This is a genomic window from Corallococcus carmarthensis (assembly GCF_003611695.1).
Classification (GTDB): Bacteria; Myxococcota; Myxococcia; order Myxococcales; family Myxococcaceae; genus Corallococcus; species Corallococcus carmarthensis.
In genome coordinates, this window is sequence record NZ_RAWE01000217.1 from 1 (window position 1) to 17,077 (window position 17,077).

Here is a 17,077-nt window from a genome sequence, read left to right on the forward strand (position 1 = left end):
GCCCTCCCCCGCCCCCGGGCGCGAAGCTGCGCATCCGCGCCACCGGTGACCTGATGCTCGGCACCACCGTGCCGGAGGGCTACCTGCCCCCCGAGGGCGGCGGCAGCGTCATCGCCAGCGTGCGCCCCCTGCTGGAGGACGCGGACCTCACCTTCGTGAACCTCGAAGGGCCGCTCTGCGACACCGGCCGCACCACCAAGTGCCGCTCGCCCGCGAACTGCTATGCGTTCCGTTCCCCCACGTCCTTCGGTGATTACCTGAAGCAGGCCGGCGTGGACGTGGTCTCCACCGCGAACAACCACTCCGGCGACTTCGGCGAGGAGTGCCGCCGCGCCACCGAGTCCACGCTGGACGCGCTGAACATCGCCTGGAGCGGTCCGCCGGGCAGCGTGGCCACCGTGGAGCGCAACGGGCTGAAGATCGGCCTCGTGGCCTTCCACACGTCCGCGGGCTGCAACCACCTCAACAACCTGCCCACCGCCACGGCGCTGGTGAAGCAGACCGCCGCCACGCACGACATCGTCATCGTCTCCTTCCACGGCGGCGCGGAGGGCGGCAAGGCCCTGCACGTCCCGGCCGGCAAGGAGATGTTCTTCGGCGAGGACCGAGGCGACCTGCGCGCCTTCACCCACGCGGTGGTGGACGCGGGCGCGCACCTGGTGCTCGGCCATGGTCCGCACGTCGCGCGCGCCATGGAGTTCTACCAGGGCCGGCTCATCGCCTACTCCATGGGCAACTTCGCCACCTACGGCCGCTTCAACCTCAAGGGTCCGCAGGGCCTGGGCATGATCCTCGAGGTAGAGCTGGACGGCCACGGCCGCTTCTCCAACGGCCGCATCCTCCCCACGAAGCAGGTCGGTGAAGGCATCACCCAGCCGGACCCGGAGGCCAACGTCGTCTCGCTGGTGCGCAAGCTCACCACCGAGGACTTCCCCGACACGGGCGCCCGCATCGCCGACGACGGCCGCCTCTCTCCGCGCAAGTCGCCCGTCACGGCCTCCAGCACCACGCCGTAGCGCCGCGCCTTCACGACAACGCCGCACCCGCACCCACGGAAGGAGCACCTCCGTGGGTGTTTTGCATGTCACGCATCGCGCACCACCGTCAGGGAATGCGCGCTTCGTTGAAGCCGGGCTGCTGCCTGGGCTGGCGTGCGCTTCATTGCGCCTCCAAGGGTGCCGCGCCGTGCAAGGCACGCGCGCGCGGCGTGCGCTAAGACAGACTCCGACGTGCCTGCCCATCGACTCCCACGACTGACTTCGCTGCGCCCGTTCGACTCCCCCGGCTACTTCGCGGTGTGGCTGGGCGCGCTCATCTCCAACATCGGCACCTGGATGGAGACGGTGGCGATGGGCGTGTACGTCACGCAGACCACGGGCCGCGCGGAGTGGACGGGCGCCATCGTCGCGCTGTCATTCCTGCCCGCGGTGGTGCTGGCGCCGGTGGGTGGCGCGCTGGCGGACCGCTTCGACCGGCGCGCGTACGCGGGGCTGGGCGCGCTGCTGCAGGCGGTGCTCGCGGGCGTGCTGACGGTGCTGGCGTTCCGGGGACAGCTGTCGGTGCCCGTCATCGGCGTCATCTCGTTCCTCAGTGGGTGCGTGAGCACGCTCACGTATCCGGCCTTCTCCGCGCTCTTGGCGGAGCTGGTGCCGCCGGAAGACCTGCACCTGTCCACCAGCCTCAACTCGGCGCAGTTCAACCTGGGCCGCATCCTGGGCCCCACGCTGGCCGCGGTGGTGTTGCAGGCGGGTGGGCCCGCGTGGGCGCTGCTCGCGAACACGCTGTCCTTCTTCGCGGTGCTGGTGGCGCTGTGGCGCGTGGTTCCTCCGGCGCGGGACCCGGCGGCGAAGCGCGAGCCGCTCTGGGACGGCATCCGGCGCGGCATCACCGTGGCGCGCGACGACGAGGACATCTCGCTGGTGCTGCTGGGCACCTTCTTCGTGGCCGCGCTGGTGGCGCCCTTCATCGGCCTGGTGCCGGTGTTCGCCATCCGCGAGCTGGGCCAGGGCGCGGCGGCCACGTCGCTGCTGGTGACGTGCCAGGGCGCGGGCGCGGTGACGGCGGCGCTGGGCGTGGGCACGCTCGCGGAGCTCTTCGGGCAGCGGAAGCTGCGCGGCTACGCGGCGACGACCATCGCGGTGCTGTCCGGCGTGTACTGGCTGGCGCCCACGCTCCAGGTGGCCGCGGTGTGCATCTTCTTCCTCGGGGCCAACTACCTGGTGCTGATGAGCAGCCTGAGCGCGTCCTGCCAGGGCCGCGTGCCGCGTGAACTCCAGGCGCGCATGGGCAGCCTCTACAGCATGGTGCTGGGCGCGGGCTATTCGCTGGGCGTCTGGTTCCAGGGCGCGCTGGCGGACCGCATGCACCTGCGCTTCGTGACCATCGGCGCCAGCGCCATCTTCCTCGCGCTGGTGCTCACCACGCGCCTGCTCAAGCCCGCGCGCTTCGAGAACGAGCCCCTGGCCCAGGTGGAAGTGCAGCCGTTCTCCGACAGCGCGCACTGACGCGCGTCAGTCCCCTTCCAGGTCCCGCTTCAGCTTCGACAAGAGCTTCACCGCGTGGGTGGCGTACGAGGAGATCCACCGCGCGTGGATGTCCTGGATGGGCGCCGCGTTGAGGTGGTTCCACCGCGTCCGCCCCTCCTTGCGCGACAGGACCAGCTCCGCCTTCTCCAGCACCTTCAGGTGCTGCATCACGGTGCAGCGGTCCAGCGTCGCCTCGAAGTGCTCACACAGCTCCCCGGTGGTCCGGGGCGCGTCCTTCAACAGGTCCAGGATGGCCCGCCGGCGCGAGTCCGCCAGCGCCTTGAAGATGAGGTCGTCCCGGTCACTCCTTGACATGTTATATTTATATAACATATTTCGCGGACTGGACCAGTTCACGGCAGGGGGTGCCCATGGAGCCGAAGTTCCAGGTGCAGTTGAAGATCCGCAAGCCGGTGGCGCAGGTGTTCGAGGCGGTGGTGAACCCCGCGAAGCTGAGCGGCTACTTCGTGAAGACGAGCAGCGGTCCGCTGGCGCCAGGCACGACGGTGAAGTGGAGCTTCGCGGAGGCACCGGGGGAGTTCGACGTCATCACGCGCGAGGTGGTCACGAACGAGCGCATCGTCTTCGAGTGGCCCGCGGACGACAGCTACAACACGCGCGTGGAGATGAACTTCGTGCCGTTGGACGCAAGCAACACGATGGTGAAGATCAGCGAGTCCGGATGGAAGCCGGATGAGAAGGGCATCAAGGCGTCCTACGACAACGCGGGCGGCTGGATGCACATGATGGCCTGTCTCAAGGGCTACCTGGAGTTCGGCATCAACCTCCGGGAGGGCGGGGCGCTCTGAAATCCGCGACGCGGGGGAATGTCCCGGCCAGACTGCCGTTCCCCCGCGCCCCGTACCCAGGAGACCCCATGTCCTCCGTCCGCGTCCCCGCCCTGCTGCTCTCCGCCCTGCTCTTGTCCGCTCCGGCCGCGAACGCGCAGGAAGCGAAACGCGCCCCGGAGGCGCTGGGCCTGGGCATGGAGGGCTACCCCTACCCCGCCCCCGTGCAGTTCCTGCCCGTCACGCTGGAGGGCCAGGACCTGCGCATGGCGTACATGGACGTGAAGCCCACGGCCAACGCCAACGGGCGCACCGTGGTGCTGCTGCACGGCAAGAACTTCTTCGGCGCGTACTGGAAGGACACGATTCGCGTCCTCACCGGCGCGGGCTACCGCGTCGTGGTGCCGGACCAGATTGGCTTCGGCAAGTCGTCCAAGCCGGCCATCGCGTACAGCTTCCACACGCTGGCATCGCTGACGCGGCAGGTGCTGGAGGCAGTAGGCGTGAAGCAGGCCGCCATCGTGGGCCACAGCATGGGCGGCATGCTCGCGACGCGCTTCGCGCTGATGTACCCGGAGGTGACGACGCAGCTGGTGCTGGAGAACCCCATCGGCCTGGAGGACTACCGCGAGAGCGTCCCCTGGAAGTCCACCGAGGACCTCTACCAGGACAACCTCAAGGCCACGGAGGAGGGGCTGCGCAAGTACCAGCGCGGCTACTACGTGAAGTGGAAGCCCGAGTACGACGAATACGTCCAGGTCCTCTACCGCCAGACGCTCAGCGGCGAGTACCCGCGCCTGGCCTGGGTCTCCGCCGCCACGCAGACGATGATCTACGAGCAGCCCGTGGTGCATGAGTTCCCGCAGGTGAAGGTGCCCACGCTGGTGGTGATTGGTCAGGAGGACCGCACGGTGGTGGGCAAGGGCAGCGTGCCGCCCGCGCTGCTGCCGAAGCTGGGGCAGTACCCCGCGCTGGGGAAGAAGACCGCCGCCGCCATCCCGGGCGCCACGCTGGTGGAGATCGCGAACGTGGGCCACATCCCCCACTTCGAGTCGCCGGAGAAGTGGCACTCGGCCCTGCTGGACTTCCTGCGCAAGGTTTCGAAGTAGCCTTTGCGCGGCATGCATCGCATCCGCGTGGTGCGCCACGCGTCGGAGCGGGGCGGTTGGGAGATGGCACTGGCCACGCCGCCCCCGGCACTGGCGCCGCTCGTCCGGGACTACTGCGGCTACCGCGAGGCCATGCCCCAGCCGATGCGCCGGCAGGAACTGCCCGGCGTGCAGGTGGTGCTCATCCTGGAGTTCGGACCGCTGCTGAAGCACCTGGACGACGCGGGCCGGGTGACGCGGCACCGCTCCGGCTTCGTCGCGGGCCTGGACGAGCGCTGGAGCACCACCGAGCACGGCGGCGTGTCCCACGGGCTCCAGGTGAACCTCACGCCCCTGGGCGCGCGGAGCGTCTTCGGCGTGCCCATGCACGAGCTGTCCCACCGGGTGACGGGCCTGGAGGACCTGTGGGGCGGCGAGGCGCGGCGGCTGGTGGAGCAGCTCGCGGAGGCGCCGGATTGGGAGACGCGCTTCGCTCGAGCGGACGCGTTCCTGCTCCAGCGCGTGGAGCGCGGTCCGGCGGTGGAGGCCGGGGTGCGGTGGGCGGTGGAGCGCATCCAGCGGACGGGAGGCCAGGTGGACATCGCCACGCTGGCGCGCGAGCTGGGGCACAGCCACAAGCACCTCATCCACCAGTTCCATGAACAGGTGGGCCTGCCCCCGCGACGGCTGGCGCGCCTGCTGCGCTTCGACCGGGCGGTGGAGCGCATCAAGGCCGGAGGGCCGGTGCGCTGGGCGGAGTTCGCGCTGGAGCTGGGGTATTTCGACCAGGCGCACCTGAACCGGGACTTCCGCCAGTTCACCGGGGGGCCGCCGTCCGCCCTGCTGCGCCGCTCGCTGCCCGACGCGGGGGGCTTCGAATCCGCCGCGCAGGTGAAATCCGTACAAGAAGCGCCGGAGGGGGATGGGCAGGATGCGCGGTGAAAGGAAGACATCGCCATGTCCATGCCCCTGCCCAGCATCTATCCCTTCATCCACTACGCGGACCCCGAGGCCGCCCTGCGTTTCCTGAAGCAGGCGTTCGGCTGCGAGGAGCGGGTCGTCTACCGCAAGCCTGACGGTGCCATTGCCCACGTGGAGCTCACGCTGGGCCATGGGCTCGTGATGTTCGGCGGCGCGGAGGGTGGCCGGTTGAAGATGGCCGCGTCGAAGCAGGTGCCGCTGAAGAACCAGGGCATCTACGTGGTGGTGACGGACCCGGACGCGCTGCACGCGCGGGCGAAGGCGGCGGGCGCGAGCATCGCGATGGAGCTGCACGACACGGACTACGGCTCGCGGGACTTCAGCGCGCTGGACCCGGAGGGGAACGTCTGGAGCTTCGGCACGTACCAGCCGCTCGCCGTGCCTCCGCCAAAGGGGTGAGACAGGAGGGGGCGTCCATGCAAGGCTTTCCCCATGAAGCTCTTGCTGGGACCCATCCTGTACGCCAGGGCGCAGGCCACGCCGGACCCGAAGTCCCACGACGTGTGGAGCTTCTTCGTCAACGTGTTCCTCGACAGCACGTCGGCGAAGAAGCCTCCGGCGTTGAGGCTGTGTTTCAAGGACGCGAAGGGCAAACGGATTGCCGTCTTCGACGAGGTGAAGGCCGCCGCGGACCTCACCGCCCTGCCCAAGGACACCCGGGGCGTGGTGTGGCGGTGGGAGGTCGTGCTGCCGCGTACGGACGTGGCGCAGCGGCTGATGTATCACTTCGAATCGCCAGACAAGCCCGGCGCGCCGGTGACCTTCGAGCGCCCGTCGCCGCGGGATGACCGGCCGTGGTCCTCGAGGGTCATCCCGCCGGAGCCGCTGGTGGTGTCCGATGTGGTCGTCCCCGCGCGGGATGTGTCGCCGAACATCGCGTTCTTCTCCTGCAACGGCGCCAGCCGTGCGAGTGATTGGAGCAACCTGGCGCAGCCCTTCGCGCTCTGGGAGCGGATGCTGCAACACCACCAGAAGGACCCGACGGACCCCGCGAAGACGCCGGGATTCCAGCTGCTGCTTGGAGGTGGGGATCAGCTCTACGCGGACTCGTTGCACAACACGATGGATGTGTTGAACGCGTTCATGAAGCTGCCCCGTTCGGAGCGGCTGACGCTGCCGGTGCCCGACGGGCTGAGTGAAAAACTGTTCGCGGAATATGTCTGGCTCTACCGGGAGCGGTGGGGCGGGAGCCAGGGCATCGCGCCGTTGTTGCGGCGGGTGCCGGGCCTCTTCATGTGGGACGACCACGACATCTTCGACGGGTGGGGTTCGCACGAAGAGCTTCAGAAGGCTCCCTGGTATCGAGCCATCTACAGCGCGGCGGCGCGGGCGTTCGAGACCTTCCAGCGGGGCGTGTTGGAGCAGCCAACGACGGCGCGCGAGCCGGACGACCGGGGCGTGACGCAGCCCGTGCAGCACTACTTCCAGACGTTCTGTTTCTCCACGGCGGACTGCGACCTGGACGTGGTGTTGTTGGATTTGAGGAGTGGGCGGACCAGCCGGGTGATGGATACAGAGGATGCGCATCCCCTGACCGAGTTCTCGGTGATGAGCCGGTCGCAGTGGAACGCGTTCGACGCGTGGCGTGACGAGCACCGCCAGCGGCCGGAGAACGGCAAGAAGGCGCGGCACGTGTTGGTGGTGTCGTCGGTGCCGCTGGTGCATCTGCGCTTCGGTCCGGCGATGGAGCGGATGAGCGGGGGAGGTGTCGACCTGCGCGACGACCTGTTGGACCAATGGGAGTCGGCGGTGCACCGCGGCGAGCGCACGCGGTTGTTGATGAACCTGTTCTCGCTGGCGAAGAAGTCCTACTGCGCGGTGACGGTGTTGTCCGGGGACGTGCACGTGGGAGCGAGGGCGCGAGTGCGTTCGCGCAATCCGGACCACCTGGTCCCCGCGCTGGGCTCGGTGGGGGAGGTGTTCATCGAGCAGGCGACGTCATCACCCATCGTGCATCCACCGCCGGGGTGGCTCACGTTCAAGGGGATGCTGGCGTTGTCGGAGGATTCGCGCGAGGACCTGCCGGGGTTCCTGCAGACGGAGCTGTTGCCCGTGGGCAAGGAGCTGTATCTGCGGGACCGCAACTGGCTGTCCATCCGGCTGGAGCGGCCGAAGCACCACGACACGGTTGCGCGGCCGAAGTTGTGGGTGAAGTGGATCGCGGAGAAGGAGCACCTGCCGATGGAGGTGGTGGTGGAGCCACCGCCCTTCCCCACCGTGGGTTGAAGGTCAGCGGACCGGGAGCTCGCGGAAGGAGATGCCCGTCCACCCACCCTGCTCCACGGCGTCCTTGAAGCGGTCCGTGCCGATGATCATGGTGCTGAAGTTGTCCAAGCGGAACAGGTCCCTGTCCGTGGGCAGTGAGGCGCCGTCGAGAATGGGGTCCTCCGGCCGGCGGAAGCCCTGCCGTCCGCAGGTGGAACAGGGCGGCTCCAGGTCGGGCGGCAGGCAGTCCCGGTGCAGCAGGCCGCGCGGTTCGATCTGGAGTTCGAGGATGTCCGGCGGCATCTTCTGCCGGAACCGCAGCTCCGTCTTGCAGCCCAGCAGTCCACGCACACCCACGGCCTGGAGGGCTTCAAGTGCATCGCTGCGGATGATCATCAGCGAGGTCCCCTGCCAGGTGAACGGCCCGAACTGGCCGGAGGCGGTGCCGGTGAGTGGACCGAAGCTTGTCCCAGGAGGAAGCGCCGCGTTCGGTGGCACCAGCGGGCGCACCAATTCACGGAGACGGACGAACTCGTGAAAAGGTTCGGCTCGTGCCTCTTCGAACTCCCGGTGCTCGGAAATGAGCGAGAGGTCCACGGCGGGGTACTGATTTCCCCATCCACCCCACGTCACACCGCAGCCTGGGCAATCCTTGATGCCGGGCAAGATCCATTTGTGCGCGGCATCGAAGTCTGCGCTGTAACGGGAGGTGGATGCTTCGTCGTCGCGGAGCCAGAAGAGGGGGGGCATGGACCGTCAGGCCTCAGATGGATAGAGGCTCAGTTGTACTGCTGGATGGGACCACCCAGAAGTTGGAAGCGATAGATCAATTCCCCAGCATGCTTGAAGATCTCCTCTTGGGGAGCGTCCCCGTTCTTATCTCTGAACTCTCGCCAAGCCTTGTTCCACATGCCTCCCTTGGGACCGTCGCTATGGATGCGACGGTGGACGTGCACGGGGATGGGGATCGTGTACTGGTGGATATCGATCCCCTTGATTTTGAACCACGCAGCAAGGTCCTGCGCCTGCGGGAAGATGTGGTGCTTCTCGAACTTCCCCGCCGGCAGCTGCCGCTGCGGAGGCACGGGCTTGGGGTTCCCGTGCCAGGGGAACACCATCACCGGTTCCGCATCACCCGGCAGGCCCATGCCGCCGCCCCAGTTGCGCCGGGGCCCACTTCCCGGCGCGGGCGCCACCGCCACGGGAGGCGGTCGGGGCGGCAACCCGCGCGCCAGCACCACCTCCCCGGGCACGTCCTCGCACCGGTAGAAGCCGCAGGCCGTGTCCCCACAGACCAGGGTTACACAGGTGTCCCGGCTGGAGTCAGCGCACTCCGCTTCGGCTTCGTCCCACCGCTGCTGGAGCGGCGTGCTGGACGCGCACGCCGCCATCCACAGCACCAGCGCACAGAACGTCAGGCTTCTCCTCATGACGGGAAGCCTAATGGACCGTGTCGTTTTCAACGCACTCCATTCCATCCATCATTGGGACGATTTCTCTTCATGGCGGGGAAGGTTACGAGGCCTCCAGTCATGACCACCCGAAAGAAGACGGCAGTCAAACCATCGATTCACGTGCTGCATGTCGAGCTGATGGAGATCGCCCCAGCCATCTGGCGAGAGCTTCATGTCCGAAGCGACACGCCACTCTCGAAGGTGCACGCCATTCTGCAAGCAGCCTTCGGCTGGACCAACAGCCACATGCACGTCTTCGAAGACATCTCACGACAACAGTACGGACATCTGGCCAAGGGGGATGCCGAGGACTTCAGCTTGGGAGGCTCACCGCTCTTGGATGAAAGCAAATACACCGTCGCGGACATCGGCCCGCGTGCTCGCAGCGTCTTTGGCTACATCTACGACTTCGGTGACGATTGGGTGCACCGTGTTCGTGTCAAGAAGGTGCAGCCCCCTGAATCCCGCAAGCGCTATCCATCCTGCGCCGCTGGAGCACGTGCTGCTCCGCCGGACGACTGTGGTGGTACCCCTGGCTATGAAGACCTGCTTGAGGCACTTCAAGACCCGGAGCACGAGGAGCACGAAGAACTGCTCGAGTGGGTCGGCGGTTCCTTCGATCCGGAAGCGTTCGACTTGAAGGCCACGGACAAGGCGGTCCGCGCCATCAAGTGACAGGGGCCTCAGGAACGCACGGGCAGTTCGCGGAAGGAGATGCCCGTCCATCCGCCCTGCTCCACCGCGGCCTTGAAGCGGTCCGTGCCGATGAGGACGGTCCCGTAGTCACCCAGGCGGAAGAGGTCCGTGTCCGTGGGCAGTGAGGCCTTGTCGAGGATGAGGTCCTCCGGGAGGCGAAGGCCTACGCGTCCGCAGGTGGCACAGGGCGGCGCCAGGTCGGGGGGAAGGCAGTCGGGGTGCATCCGGCCGCGCAGTTCGATTTGGAGTTCGAGGATCTCCGGGGGTGTCTTCTGACGGAACCGCAGCTCCGTCTTGCAACCGAGGAGTCCACGGATACCGGCGGCCTGGAGGCTGTCGAAGGCGTCACGGCGCACGAGGATCCAGCAGCTTTCGAGCCCTGAGAAGGGCGCGAACTGACCCGATGCACGGCCTACCAGTGGGCCGAAGGTCGTCCCAGGAGCAAGCTCAGAACCCGGGGGCGCCAGGGGGCGTACCAGCTCCTGGAGACGTGCGAATTCGTGGAAGGGTTCGGGCCGGGGTTCTTCGAACTCGCCTCGTTCGGGAAGGTCCGACAGATCGACCGCGGGGTAATGGTCCCCCCAGGTGGACCACGTGACCCCGCATCCAGGGCAGTCCTTGATGCCGGGCAGCCTCCATTTGGGCGCCCCATCGAAATCGCCGGTGTACGAGTTCCTGGCCGCCTTGTCGGCGCGCATCCTGAAAAAGCGTGTCATGGGCTCCCGGAAAGTTGCTCGAAGTCGGTCAGTTGTACCTCTCGATAGGGCCTCCCAGAAGTTGGAAGCGGTAGATGAGTTCTCCCGCATGCCGGAAGATCTCTTGGGGTGAAGCCGTCCGATTCTGATCCCTGAACTCGCGCCAGGCCTCGTTCCACATACCTCCCTTGGGGCCGTTGCTGTGGATGCGCCGGTGGACATGCACGGGGATGGGGATCGTGTACTGGTGGATGTCGACGCCTCTTTCCTTGAACCACTCAGCCAGGCGCTGTTCCTGCGGGAAGATGTGGTGCTTCTCGAACTTCCCCGCTGGCAACTGCCGCTGAGGAGGCACGGGCTTGGGGGTCCCGTGCCAGGGGAACACCATCACCGGTTCCGCATCACCCGGCAGGCCCATGGCGCCGCCCCAGTTGCGCCGGGGCCCGCTTCCCGGCGCGGGCGCCACCGCCGCGGGAGGTGGCTGGGGTGGCAGTCCCCGAGCGAGCACCACCTCCCCGGGCACGTCCTCGCACCGGTAGAAGCCGCACGCCGTGCCCCCACACACCAGGGTCACACAGGCGTCCTGGCTGGCGTCAGCGCACTCTGCTTCGGCTTCGTCCCAGCGCTGCTGGAGCGGCGTGCTGGACGCGCACGCCGCCATCCACAGCGCCAGGACCAGAACTGGCAGCATCTTCCCCATGAGGGGAAAACCTACTCATATCCGGTGCCCTGTGACCAACGTCAGACTTGAAGACCTGTGCAATGCCACGACCCTCGCCGCCCTTCGCCATCCCCAGTGGGATCCGGAACTCCGCACCTTCGAGGGCCTCAATCCCTGCTCCTTCTGGAACAGCGACACAAGCGTGGATGTCTCAGGAAGCATCGACACGGGGGACGGTCCCTACGTCATCCAGATCAATGGCTCACTCAGGACGACGGACCACCTTCGTCTGTGGACGGACGACTACCAGCCAGGGCTTGTCATCATCCGGGGAGACCTCCAGGCCCGGACCTTCTCATTCGCCAACGGAGCGCGGATCTTCGTGGAGGGCTCCGTCGTCGTGGAGGACTGTCTCTTCGGCCAGTACGGAGACCGCAACGCTGTCCTCAGCGCCAAGGGTGAGCTCCGGGCACGGGCAGTCTTCCTCGCGAACACCGCCCGCGTCTACGCGGACGAAGGCGTGCGCTCGCTCATCTACGCGCCGCGAGGAAGCTGGGATCCCCTGATGCCAGACATCGAGAACGAAGGCATGGGGGATGGCATCCAGTTCTTTGATCCCTCGGTGCTCGACCGTTACGGCGACCTCGAATTCCGCAGGGCCATCGAAGCCGCCCGCGCTGGCCAGGCCCTGTTCCTGCCCGGTGTCGAGGAACAATTTCCCCAACGACTGTCTTCACGAAAGACAGCGTAGGACGTCAGGAGCGCACGGGCAGTTCGCGGAACTGGATGCCCGTCCATCCGCCCTGCTCCACCGCGTCCTTGAAGCGGTCCGTGCCGATGATCATGGTGCTGAAGTTGCCCACGCGGAACAGGTCCGTGTCCGTGGGCAGTGAAGCACCGTCGAGGATGGGGTCCTCCGGCCGGCGGAAGCCCTGCCGTCCGCAGGTGGGACAGGGCGGCGCAAGGTCGGGCGGAAGGCAGTCGCGGTGGAGCAGGCCGCGCGGTTCGATCTGGAGCTCAAGGATGTCTGGAGGCGTCTTCTGCCGGAACCCCAGCTCCGTCTTGCAGCCCAGGAGTCCACGGATGCCCACGGCTTGAAGCCCGTCGAGCGCATCGCGGCGGATGATCATCAGGGAGTTACCCAGCCACGTGAAGGGACCGAACTGACCCGAAGCGTGGCCTACGAGTGGACCGAAGTTCGTTCCGGGAGGGAGTTCGGCATGCGGAGGGGCCAGCGGCCGCACCAGTCCTTGAAGACGCAGGAACTCGTGAAGGGGCTCGGGTCGGGGCTCTTCGAATTCCGGATGCTCGGGGATGAGCGAAAGATCCACGGCCGGATATTCGTGCCCTGCTCCTGACCATGTGGTGCCACACCCCGGGCAATTCTTGAGACCCGGTAGCCCCCACTTATGTGATGCGTCGAAGTCGCCGCTATAGAGCGCGGTAGCCACCGTGTCGTCGCGCATCCAGTAGAAATGGGTCATGTGCTGTGGGTTCTCGCGGGGAGATCAATGGTACTGCTGGATGGGACCGCCCAGGAGTTGAAAGCGGTAGATGAGTTCTCCTGCGTGCCTGAAGATCTCCTGAGGCGAGGCGTTCGGATTCACTTCCTTGTACTCACGCCAGGCCTTGTTCCACTCCCCTCCCTTGGGTCCGTTAGCGTGGATTCGCTGGTGGATGTGGCGGGGAATCGGAATGGTGTACTGGTGGATGTCGACACCCTGTTCCTTGAACCAATCGGCAAGGTCCCGCGCCTGCGGGAAGATGTGGTGCTTCTCGAACTTCCCCGCCGGCAGCTGCCGCTGCGGAGGCACGGGCCTGGGGTTTCCATACCAGGGGAACACCATCACCGGTTCCGCATCACCCGGCAGGCCCATGGCACCGCCCCAGTTGCGCCGGGGTCCGCTTCCAGGCGCGGGAGCCACCGCCGCGGGAGGAGGCCTGGGCGGCAACCCACGCGCCAGCATGACCTCCCCGGGCACGTCCTCGCACCGGTAGAAGCCGCAGGCCGTGTCCCCACAGACCAGGGTCACACAAGCATCCCGGCTGGCGTCAGCGCACTCCGCTTCGGCTTCGTCCCACCGCTGCTGGAGTGGCGTGCTGGATGCGCACGCCGCCATCCACAGCACCAGTGCGCAGAACGTCAGGCCTTTCTTCATGAGGGAAAAGACTAGCATCCTCCTTCCGGACAGAAGCCTTGCCGTGTCAATTCCCGGTGAACCCATGGATTTCAGTTGGGAATCCATGCCACGCTTTCCCGCGCTGGATGACCGCTGCACCCAACCGGGGGGAAGTCATGGAGCTGCTGCTGGGGCCAATCCTATACGCGAAGGATCAGCTGGCTGATGATTCGAAGTCCCAGAACACCTGGAGCTTCTTGCTGAACGTGTTCCTGGGAGGCACCGACCCGAACCAACCTCTCCCCCTGAAGCTGTGCTTCACGGATGCGCAGGGGGAGGAGGTGTTCTCCTCCCAGGAGGCTCGCCCCGCGGCGGATTTCAGCTGGCTGCCCGAACGTTCCGCGGGCGTGGTTTGGCGCTGGGAGGTCGTCCTGTCTCGCCAGCCCCAAGCCCAATCCCTGAAGTATCACTTCGAGGTTCCAGGCCAGCCGGGCGCGTATTCCTTCACTCCGCCCTCCACACCGGACGGCAAGGAACGGTCCTACCAGTTTCCAGCGCAACCCCTGGTGATTGACCACGTGGTGGTTCCCTCCGTCGGAACGCCACCCAACATCGCCTTCTTCTCGTGCAACGGCGCCGAGGACGGCAAGAAGTGGAAGCGGATTCCGAAGTTCTTCGCGCTCTGGGAGGAGATGCTCGAGGAGCATCGGCGTGCGTCAGGCCACTTCAAGAAGACCCCGGGCTTCCAATTGCTCATCGGCGGAGGAGACCAGCTCTACGCGGACTCCCTCTGGAGCACCATGACGGAGCTGAAGCAGCTCCGGAAGCAGTCAAACACGCTCAAACAACCCGTGCCGCAAGGCTTCGCGGATCGCGTGATGGCGGAGTACGTGGGGCTCTACCGGGAGCGCTGGAACGGAACGGAGGGCATCGCGCCCATGCTGGCGCGCGTCCCCGGCCTGTTCACCTGGGACGATCACGACATCTTCGACGGCTGGGGGTCCCATGAAGACTTGCAGGGGACCCCCTGGTTCAAACAGATCTACAGCGCGGCGGCGCGGGCCTTCGAAGCCTTCCAGTTGGGAAGACTGGCCCAACCCCAGACTTTACGTGAACCCGACATCCAGCCCTGGGACTCTAAGCACCCGCGCCACTACTTCCAGACCCTCTCCCTCACCAGCAAGGACTGCGACCTGGACGTGGTCATGCTGGATCTGCGCAGCGGGCGCACGAGCCAGTCCCCGGACAAGGGCAAGGTCGAACACACGGTCATGAGCGAGTCCCAGTGGAAGGCCTTCGAAGACTGGAAGGAGGCCCGCTTCCTCCAGAAGGCCAAGGACCCGGTGCCAAGAGCCCATCACATCCTGGTGGTGTCGTCGGTCCCCGTGGTCCACCTGCGCTTCAGCTCGACGCTGGAGCGGCTGGCGGGCGGTGTCAGCAGCATGCGGGACGACATGCTGGATCAATGGGAGTCGCTGGTGCACCGGGGAGAGCGCACCCGGTTGATCATGGACCTGTTCTCGCTCGCGAAGCACGTGAATGCCGCCGTGACCGTGCTGTCGGGCGACGTGCACGTGGCGGCGCGAGGACGCCTGCGTTCCCGCAATCCCGAACACCTGACGGAAGCCCAGGCCGTGACAGGCGAGGCCATCATCGAGCAGGTGACGTCCTCGGCGATTGGTCACAACGCGCCCGGTCCACTGGAGTTCCTGGGCATGCTGACGGTGTCCAAGGACAGCATCGAAGATCTGCCGGGCTTCCTGCAGTCGGAGCTGCTGCCGGTGGGCTCCGACCTCTACCTGCGGGAGCGCAATTGGTTGGCGCTCCGGGTGGAACCGTCGCAGCTCAAGCAGCCGAAGCTCTGGGCCCGCTGGGTGGCCGAGGAGAGCGTCCTGCCGATGGAGGTGGTGGTCACGCCGCCGCGGCCTCTTCCTCCCAAGGAGGGTCACTGAAAGCGGACGGGCAGTTCCTGGTGGAGGAACTGCCCATCCCGCGCTTCCTCAGGGCAACGGCCCCTCCACCAATCGCAACACATCCGCCAACACCCCCGCCGCCGTCACCGCCGCGCCCGCGCCGTATCCTCGAATCACCAGCGGCGTGGGGCTGTACCGCTCCGACAGGAAGCTGAGCGCGTTCTCTCCGCCCTTCACCGCCGCCAGCGGATGCTCCAGCGGCACCGGCACCAATCCCACGCGCACGCCTTCCGGCCCTACGCTGCCCACGTAGCGCAGCACCTTGCCTTCCTTCCGGTGCGCGTCCACCCGGCGCTGGAAGATCTCATCCGCCTGCGGCAGCCGCGCCAGGAACTCCGGCAGCGGCCCCTTCGCGTCGAACTCCTCCGGCAACAGCGACGCCAGCGCGACCTCCTCCAGCTCCAGCGTGCGCCCCAGCTCTCGCGCGAGGATGAGCACCTTGCGCGCCACGTCCGTGCCCTCCAGGTCGTCGCGCGGATCCGGCTCCGTGAAGCCCTTCTCCATCGCCGTGCCCACCGCCTTCGACAGCGGCACCCCCGCCTCCGTCAGCCCCAGGATGAACGACAGCGAACCCGACAGGATGCCCTCCACCCGGTGCACCGTGTCGCCCGTGCGCAGCATGTTCTTCAACGTGTCGATGACCGGCAGCCCCGCCCCCACGTTCGTCTCGTAGAGGAACTTCCGCTGGTGCCGCACCGCCGTCTCCCGCAGCGCCTTCCAGTGCTCCTGCCGCCCCGCATTGGCCTTCTTGTTCGCCGTCACCACGTGCAGCCCGGACGCCATCAGCGCGGGATAGCCCAGCGCCACGTCCTCGCTGCTCGTGCAGTCCACGAAGATGGGCCGGCCTGGCCTGCGCGCCTTCGCCCACGCCCGGTATGTGTCCAGCGTGAAGCCAGCCTCGCTCGCCTCCAGCCGCGCCTTCCAGCCGTCCAGCGCCACCCCCTCCGGCGCCACCAGGCTGTGTCTGCTATTGGCAATGGCACACACCCGCAAATCCAACCCATGCGCCCGCAGCTTCGGCGCCTGCTGGTGGATCTGCCGCAGCAGCTCCCCGCCCACCGTGCCCACGCCCGCCACCAGCAGCTCCACCACCTCCGTGGTGCCAAAGGCCTTGCGGTGCACGTGCGCCATCGCGCGCGGCCCGTCCTCGCGTGAAATCACCGCGGAGATGCTCCGCTCGCTGGACCCCTGCGCGATGGCCGCGATGCTGCAATCCACGTCCGCCAGCGCGCTGAAGAACGTCCCCGCCACGCCCACCCGGTGCCGCATCCCGTCGCCCACGATGCTCAACACCGCGAGCCCCGGCTGGTGCTCGATGGGGTCCACCTTCCCCGCCTCGCGCTCCGCCTCGAACTCGTCCTCCAGTGCCAGCACCGCCCGCCGGGCCTCCGCCTCGCTCACGCAGAAGCTGATGGAGGACTCGCTGGAGCCCTGCGTGATCAACACCACGGAGATGGACGCCAGCGACATCGCCTCGAAGACGCGCGCGGCCGTGCCCGGCACGCCCTTCAACCCCGCGCCCGCGATGTTGATGAGCGCGATGTCCGGCAGGAACGACAACCCCCGCACCGGATGCCGCGAAGCCGGCGCCGTGGCCGTCACCCGCGTGCCCGGATGCTCCGGCCGGAAGCTGTTGCACACCCGCACCGGGATGCCCCGCTCCCGCGCGGGAGCAATCGTCTTCGGATGCAGCACCTTCGCTCCGAAGTAGGCCAGCTCCATCGCCTCCTCGAAGCTCACCTCTTCCAGCGCGAACGCCTCCGGCACCAGCCTGGGGTCCGCGCTGAAGATGCCGTCCACGTCCGTCCAGATCTCCAACAGCCGCGCATCCAGCGCCGCCGCCGCCAACGCCGCCGAGTAGTCCGACCCACCCCGCCCCAGCGACATCGTC

Annotated in this window: 18 protein-coding genes; 10 read left to right on the forward strand and 8 right to left on the reverse strand. The window is 67.2% G+C overall.

Going from position 1 to position 17,077, the window contains the following annotated elements; genetic code table 11:
• Window positions 1–1,016, forward strand: a 1,016-nt coding sequence (locus D7X32_RS36285; RefSeq protein WP_147450401.1) for a CapA family protein, incomplete at its 5' end; no start/stop codon positions are given.
• Window positions 1,017–1,229: 213 nt separating this feature from the next.
• The gene (locus tag D7X32_RS36290) at window positions 1,230–2,504 is read left to right on the forward strand and encodes an MFS transporter (protein ID WP_120607112.1); all 1,275 of its coding nucleotides are present in this window, start codon (window positions 1,230–1,232) and stop codon (window positions 2,502–2,504) included.
• A 6-nt stretch (window positions 2,505–2,510) separates the two neighbouring features.
• On the opposite strand, the gene D7X32_RS36295 is transcribed toward D7X32_RS36290, so the two are convergent.
• Complete coding sequence (locus D7X32_RS36295) at window positions 2,511–2,840, reverse strand: metalloregulator ArsR/SmtB family transcription factor (protein WP_120607113.1); 330 nt, start codon at window positions 2,838–2,840, stop codon at window positions 2,511–2,513.
• Window positions 2,841–2,896: 56 nt separating this feature from the next.
• Between D7X32_RS36295 and D7X32_RS36300 the strand changes: the two genes are divergently transcribed.
• The 5 genes from D7X32_RS36300 (at window position 2,897) to D7X32_RS36320 (ending at window position 7,608) form a co-directional block, all read left to right on the forward strand.
• Window positions 2,897–3,334, forward strand: a complete 438-nt coding sequence (locus D7X32_RS36300; protein WP_120607114.1) for an SRPBCC domain-containing protein — start codon at window positions 2,897–2,899, stop codon at window positions 3,332–3,334.
• A gap of 68 nt (window positions 3,335–3,402) precedes the next feature.
• On the forward strand, window positions 3,403–4,422 hold the full coding sequence (locus D7X32_RS36305; protein WP_120607115.1) for an alpha/beta fold hydrolase: 1,020 nt from the start codon (window positions 3,403–3,405) through the stop codon (window positions 4,420–4,422).
• A 12-nt stretch (window positions 4,423–4,434) separates the two neighbouring features.
• Window positions 4,435–5,343, forward strand: coding sequence for an AraC family transcriptional regulator (locus D7X32_RS36310; RefSeq protein ID WP_120607127.1), 909 nt, complete (start codon window positions 4,435–4,437; stop codon window positions 5,341–5,343).
• 15 nt (window positions 5,344–5,358) lie between these two features.
• On the forward strand, window positions 5,359–5,781 hold the full coding sequence (locus tag D7X32_RS36315) for a VOC family protein (RefSeq protein WP_120607116.1): 423 nt from the start codon (window positions 5,359–5,361) through the stop codon (window positions 5,779–5,781).
• A 33-nt stretch (window positions 5,782–5,814) separates the two neighbouring features.
• Window positions 5,815–7,608, forward strand: a complete 1,794-nt coding sequence (locus D7X32_RS36320) for an alkaline phosphatase D family protein (protein ID WP_120607117.1) — start codon at window positions 5,815–5,817, stop codon at window positions 7,606–7,608.
• Between the two features lie 3 nt (window positions 7,609–7,611).
• On the opposite strand, the gene sitI6 (D7X32_RS36325) is transcribed toward D7X32_RS36320, so the two are convergent.
• Window positions 7,612–8,337 (reverse strand): SitI6 family double-CXXCG motif immunity protein, encoded by a 726-nt coding sequence (gene sitI6, locus D7X32_RS36325; protein ID WP_120607118.1) that lies wholly within the window; start codon window positions 8,335–8,337, stop codon window positions 7,612–7,614.
• A gap of 29 nt (window positions 8,338–8,366) precedes the next feature.
• Window positions 8,367–9,017 carry a SitA6 family polymorphic toxin lipoprotein gene (gene sitA6 / locus D7X32_RS36330; RefSeq protein ID WP_120607119.1) on the reverse strand — a complete coding sequence of 217 codons (651 nt, stop codon included), beginning with the start codon at window positions 9,015–9,017 and terminating at the stop codon, window positions 8,367–8,369.
• 102 nt (window positions 9,018–9,119) lie between these two features.
• On the opposite strand from sitA6 (D7X32_RS36330), the gene D7X32_RS36335 reads away from it, so the two are divergent.
• Window positions 9,120–9,716: a plasmid pRiA4b ORF-3 family protein gene (locus D7X32_RS36335; RefSeq protein WP_244239377.1), complete on the forward strand. Its 597-nt coding sequence runs from the start codon at window positions 9,120–9,122 to the stop codon at window positions 9,714–9,716.
• A gap of 8 nt (window positions 9,717–9,724) precedes the next feature.
• Here D7X32_RS36335 and sitI6 (D7X32_RS36340) read toward each other — a convergent pair whose 3' ends face one another.
• Together sitI6 (D7X32_RS36340) and sitA6 (D7X32_RS36345) are read right to left on the reverse strand one after the other, a co-directional pair.
• The gene (sitI6, locus tag D7X32_RS36340) at window positions 9,725–10,453 is read right to left on the reverse strand and encodes a SitI6 family double-CXXCG motif immunity protein (RefSeq protein WP_120607121.1); all 729 of its coding nucleotides are present in this window, start codon (window positions 10,451–10,453) and stop codon (window positions 9,725–9,727) included.
• A 28-nt stretch (window positions 10,454–10,481) separates the two neighbouring features.
• The gene (gene sitA6 / locus D7X32_RS36345; protein ID WP_120607122.1) at window positions 10,482–11,132 is read right to left on the reverse strand and encodes a SitA6 family polymorphic toxin lipoprotein; all 651 of its coding nucleotides are present in this window, start codon (window positions 11,130–11,132) and stop codon (window positions 10,482–10,484) included.
• 163 nt (window positions 11,133–11,295) lie between these two features.
• On the opposite strand from sitA6 (D7X32_RS36345), the gene D7X32_RS36350 reads away from it, so the two are divergent.
• Complete coding sequence (locus tag D7X32_RS36350) at window positions 11,296–11,844, forward strand: hypothetical protein (protein WP_147450402.1); 549 nt, start codon at window positions 11,296–11,298, stop codon at window positions 11,842–11,844.
• A 4-nt stretch (window positions 11,845–11,848) separates the two neighbouring features.
• Here the strand turns inward: D7X32_RS36350 and sitI6 (D7X32_RS36355) are convergent, their stop codons facing one another.
• Complete coding sequence (sitI6, locus tag D7X32_RS36355; protein ID WP_120607124.1) at window positions 11,849–12,577, reverse strand: SitI6 family double-CXXCG motif immunity protein; 729 nt, start codon at window positions 12,575–12,577, stop codon at window positions 11,849–11,851.
• Between the two features lie 24 nt (window positions 12,578–12,601).
• Window positions 12,602–13,252: a SitA6 family polymorphic toxin lipoprotein gene (gene sitA6, locus D7X32_RS36360; protein ID WP_120607125.1), complete on the reverse strand. Its 651-nt coding sequence runs from the start codon at window positions 13,250–13,252 to the stop codon at window positions 12,602–12,604.
• Window positions 13,253–13,389: 137 nt separating this feature from the next.
• Between sitA6 (D7X32_RS36360) and D7X32_RS36365 the strand changes: the two genes are divergently transcribed.
• Window positions 13,390–15,165, forward strand: coding sequence for an alkaline phosphatase D family protein (locus tag D7X32_RS36365; RefSeq protein WP_158625821.1), 1,776 nt, complete (start codon window positions 13,390–13,392; stop codon window positions 15,163–15,165).
• A gap of 48 nt (window positions 15,166–15,213) precedes the next feature.
• Here D7X32_RS36365 and thrA read toward each other — a convergent pair.
• Window positions 15,214–17,077, reverse strand: a 1,864-nt coding sequence (gene thrA, locus D7X32_RS36370) for a bifunctional aspartate kinase/homoserine dehydrogenase I (protein ID WP_120607128.1), incomplete at its 5' end; no start/stop codon positions are given.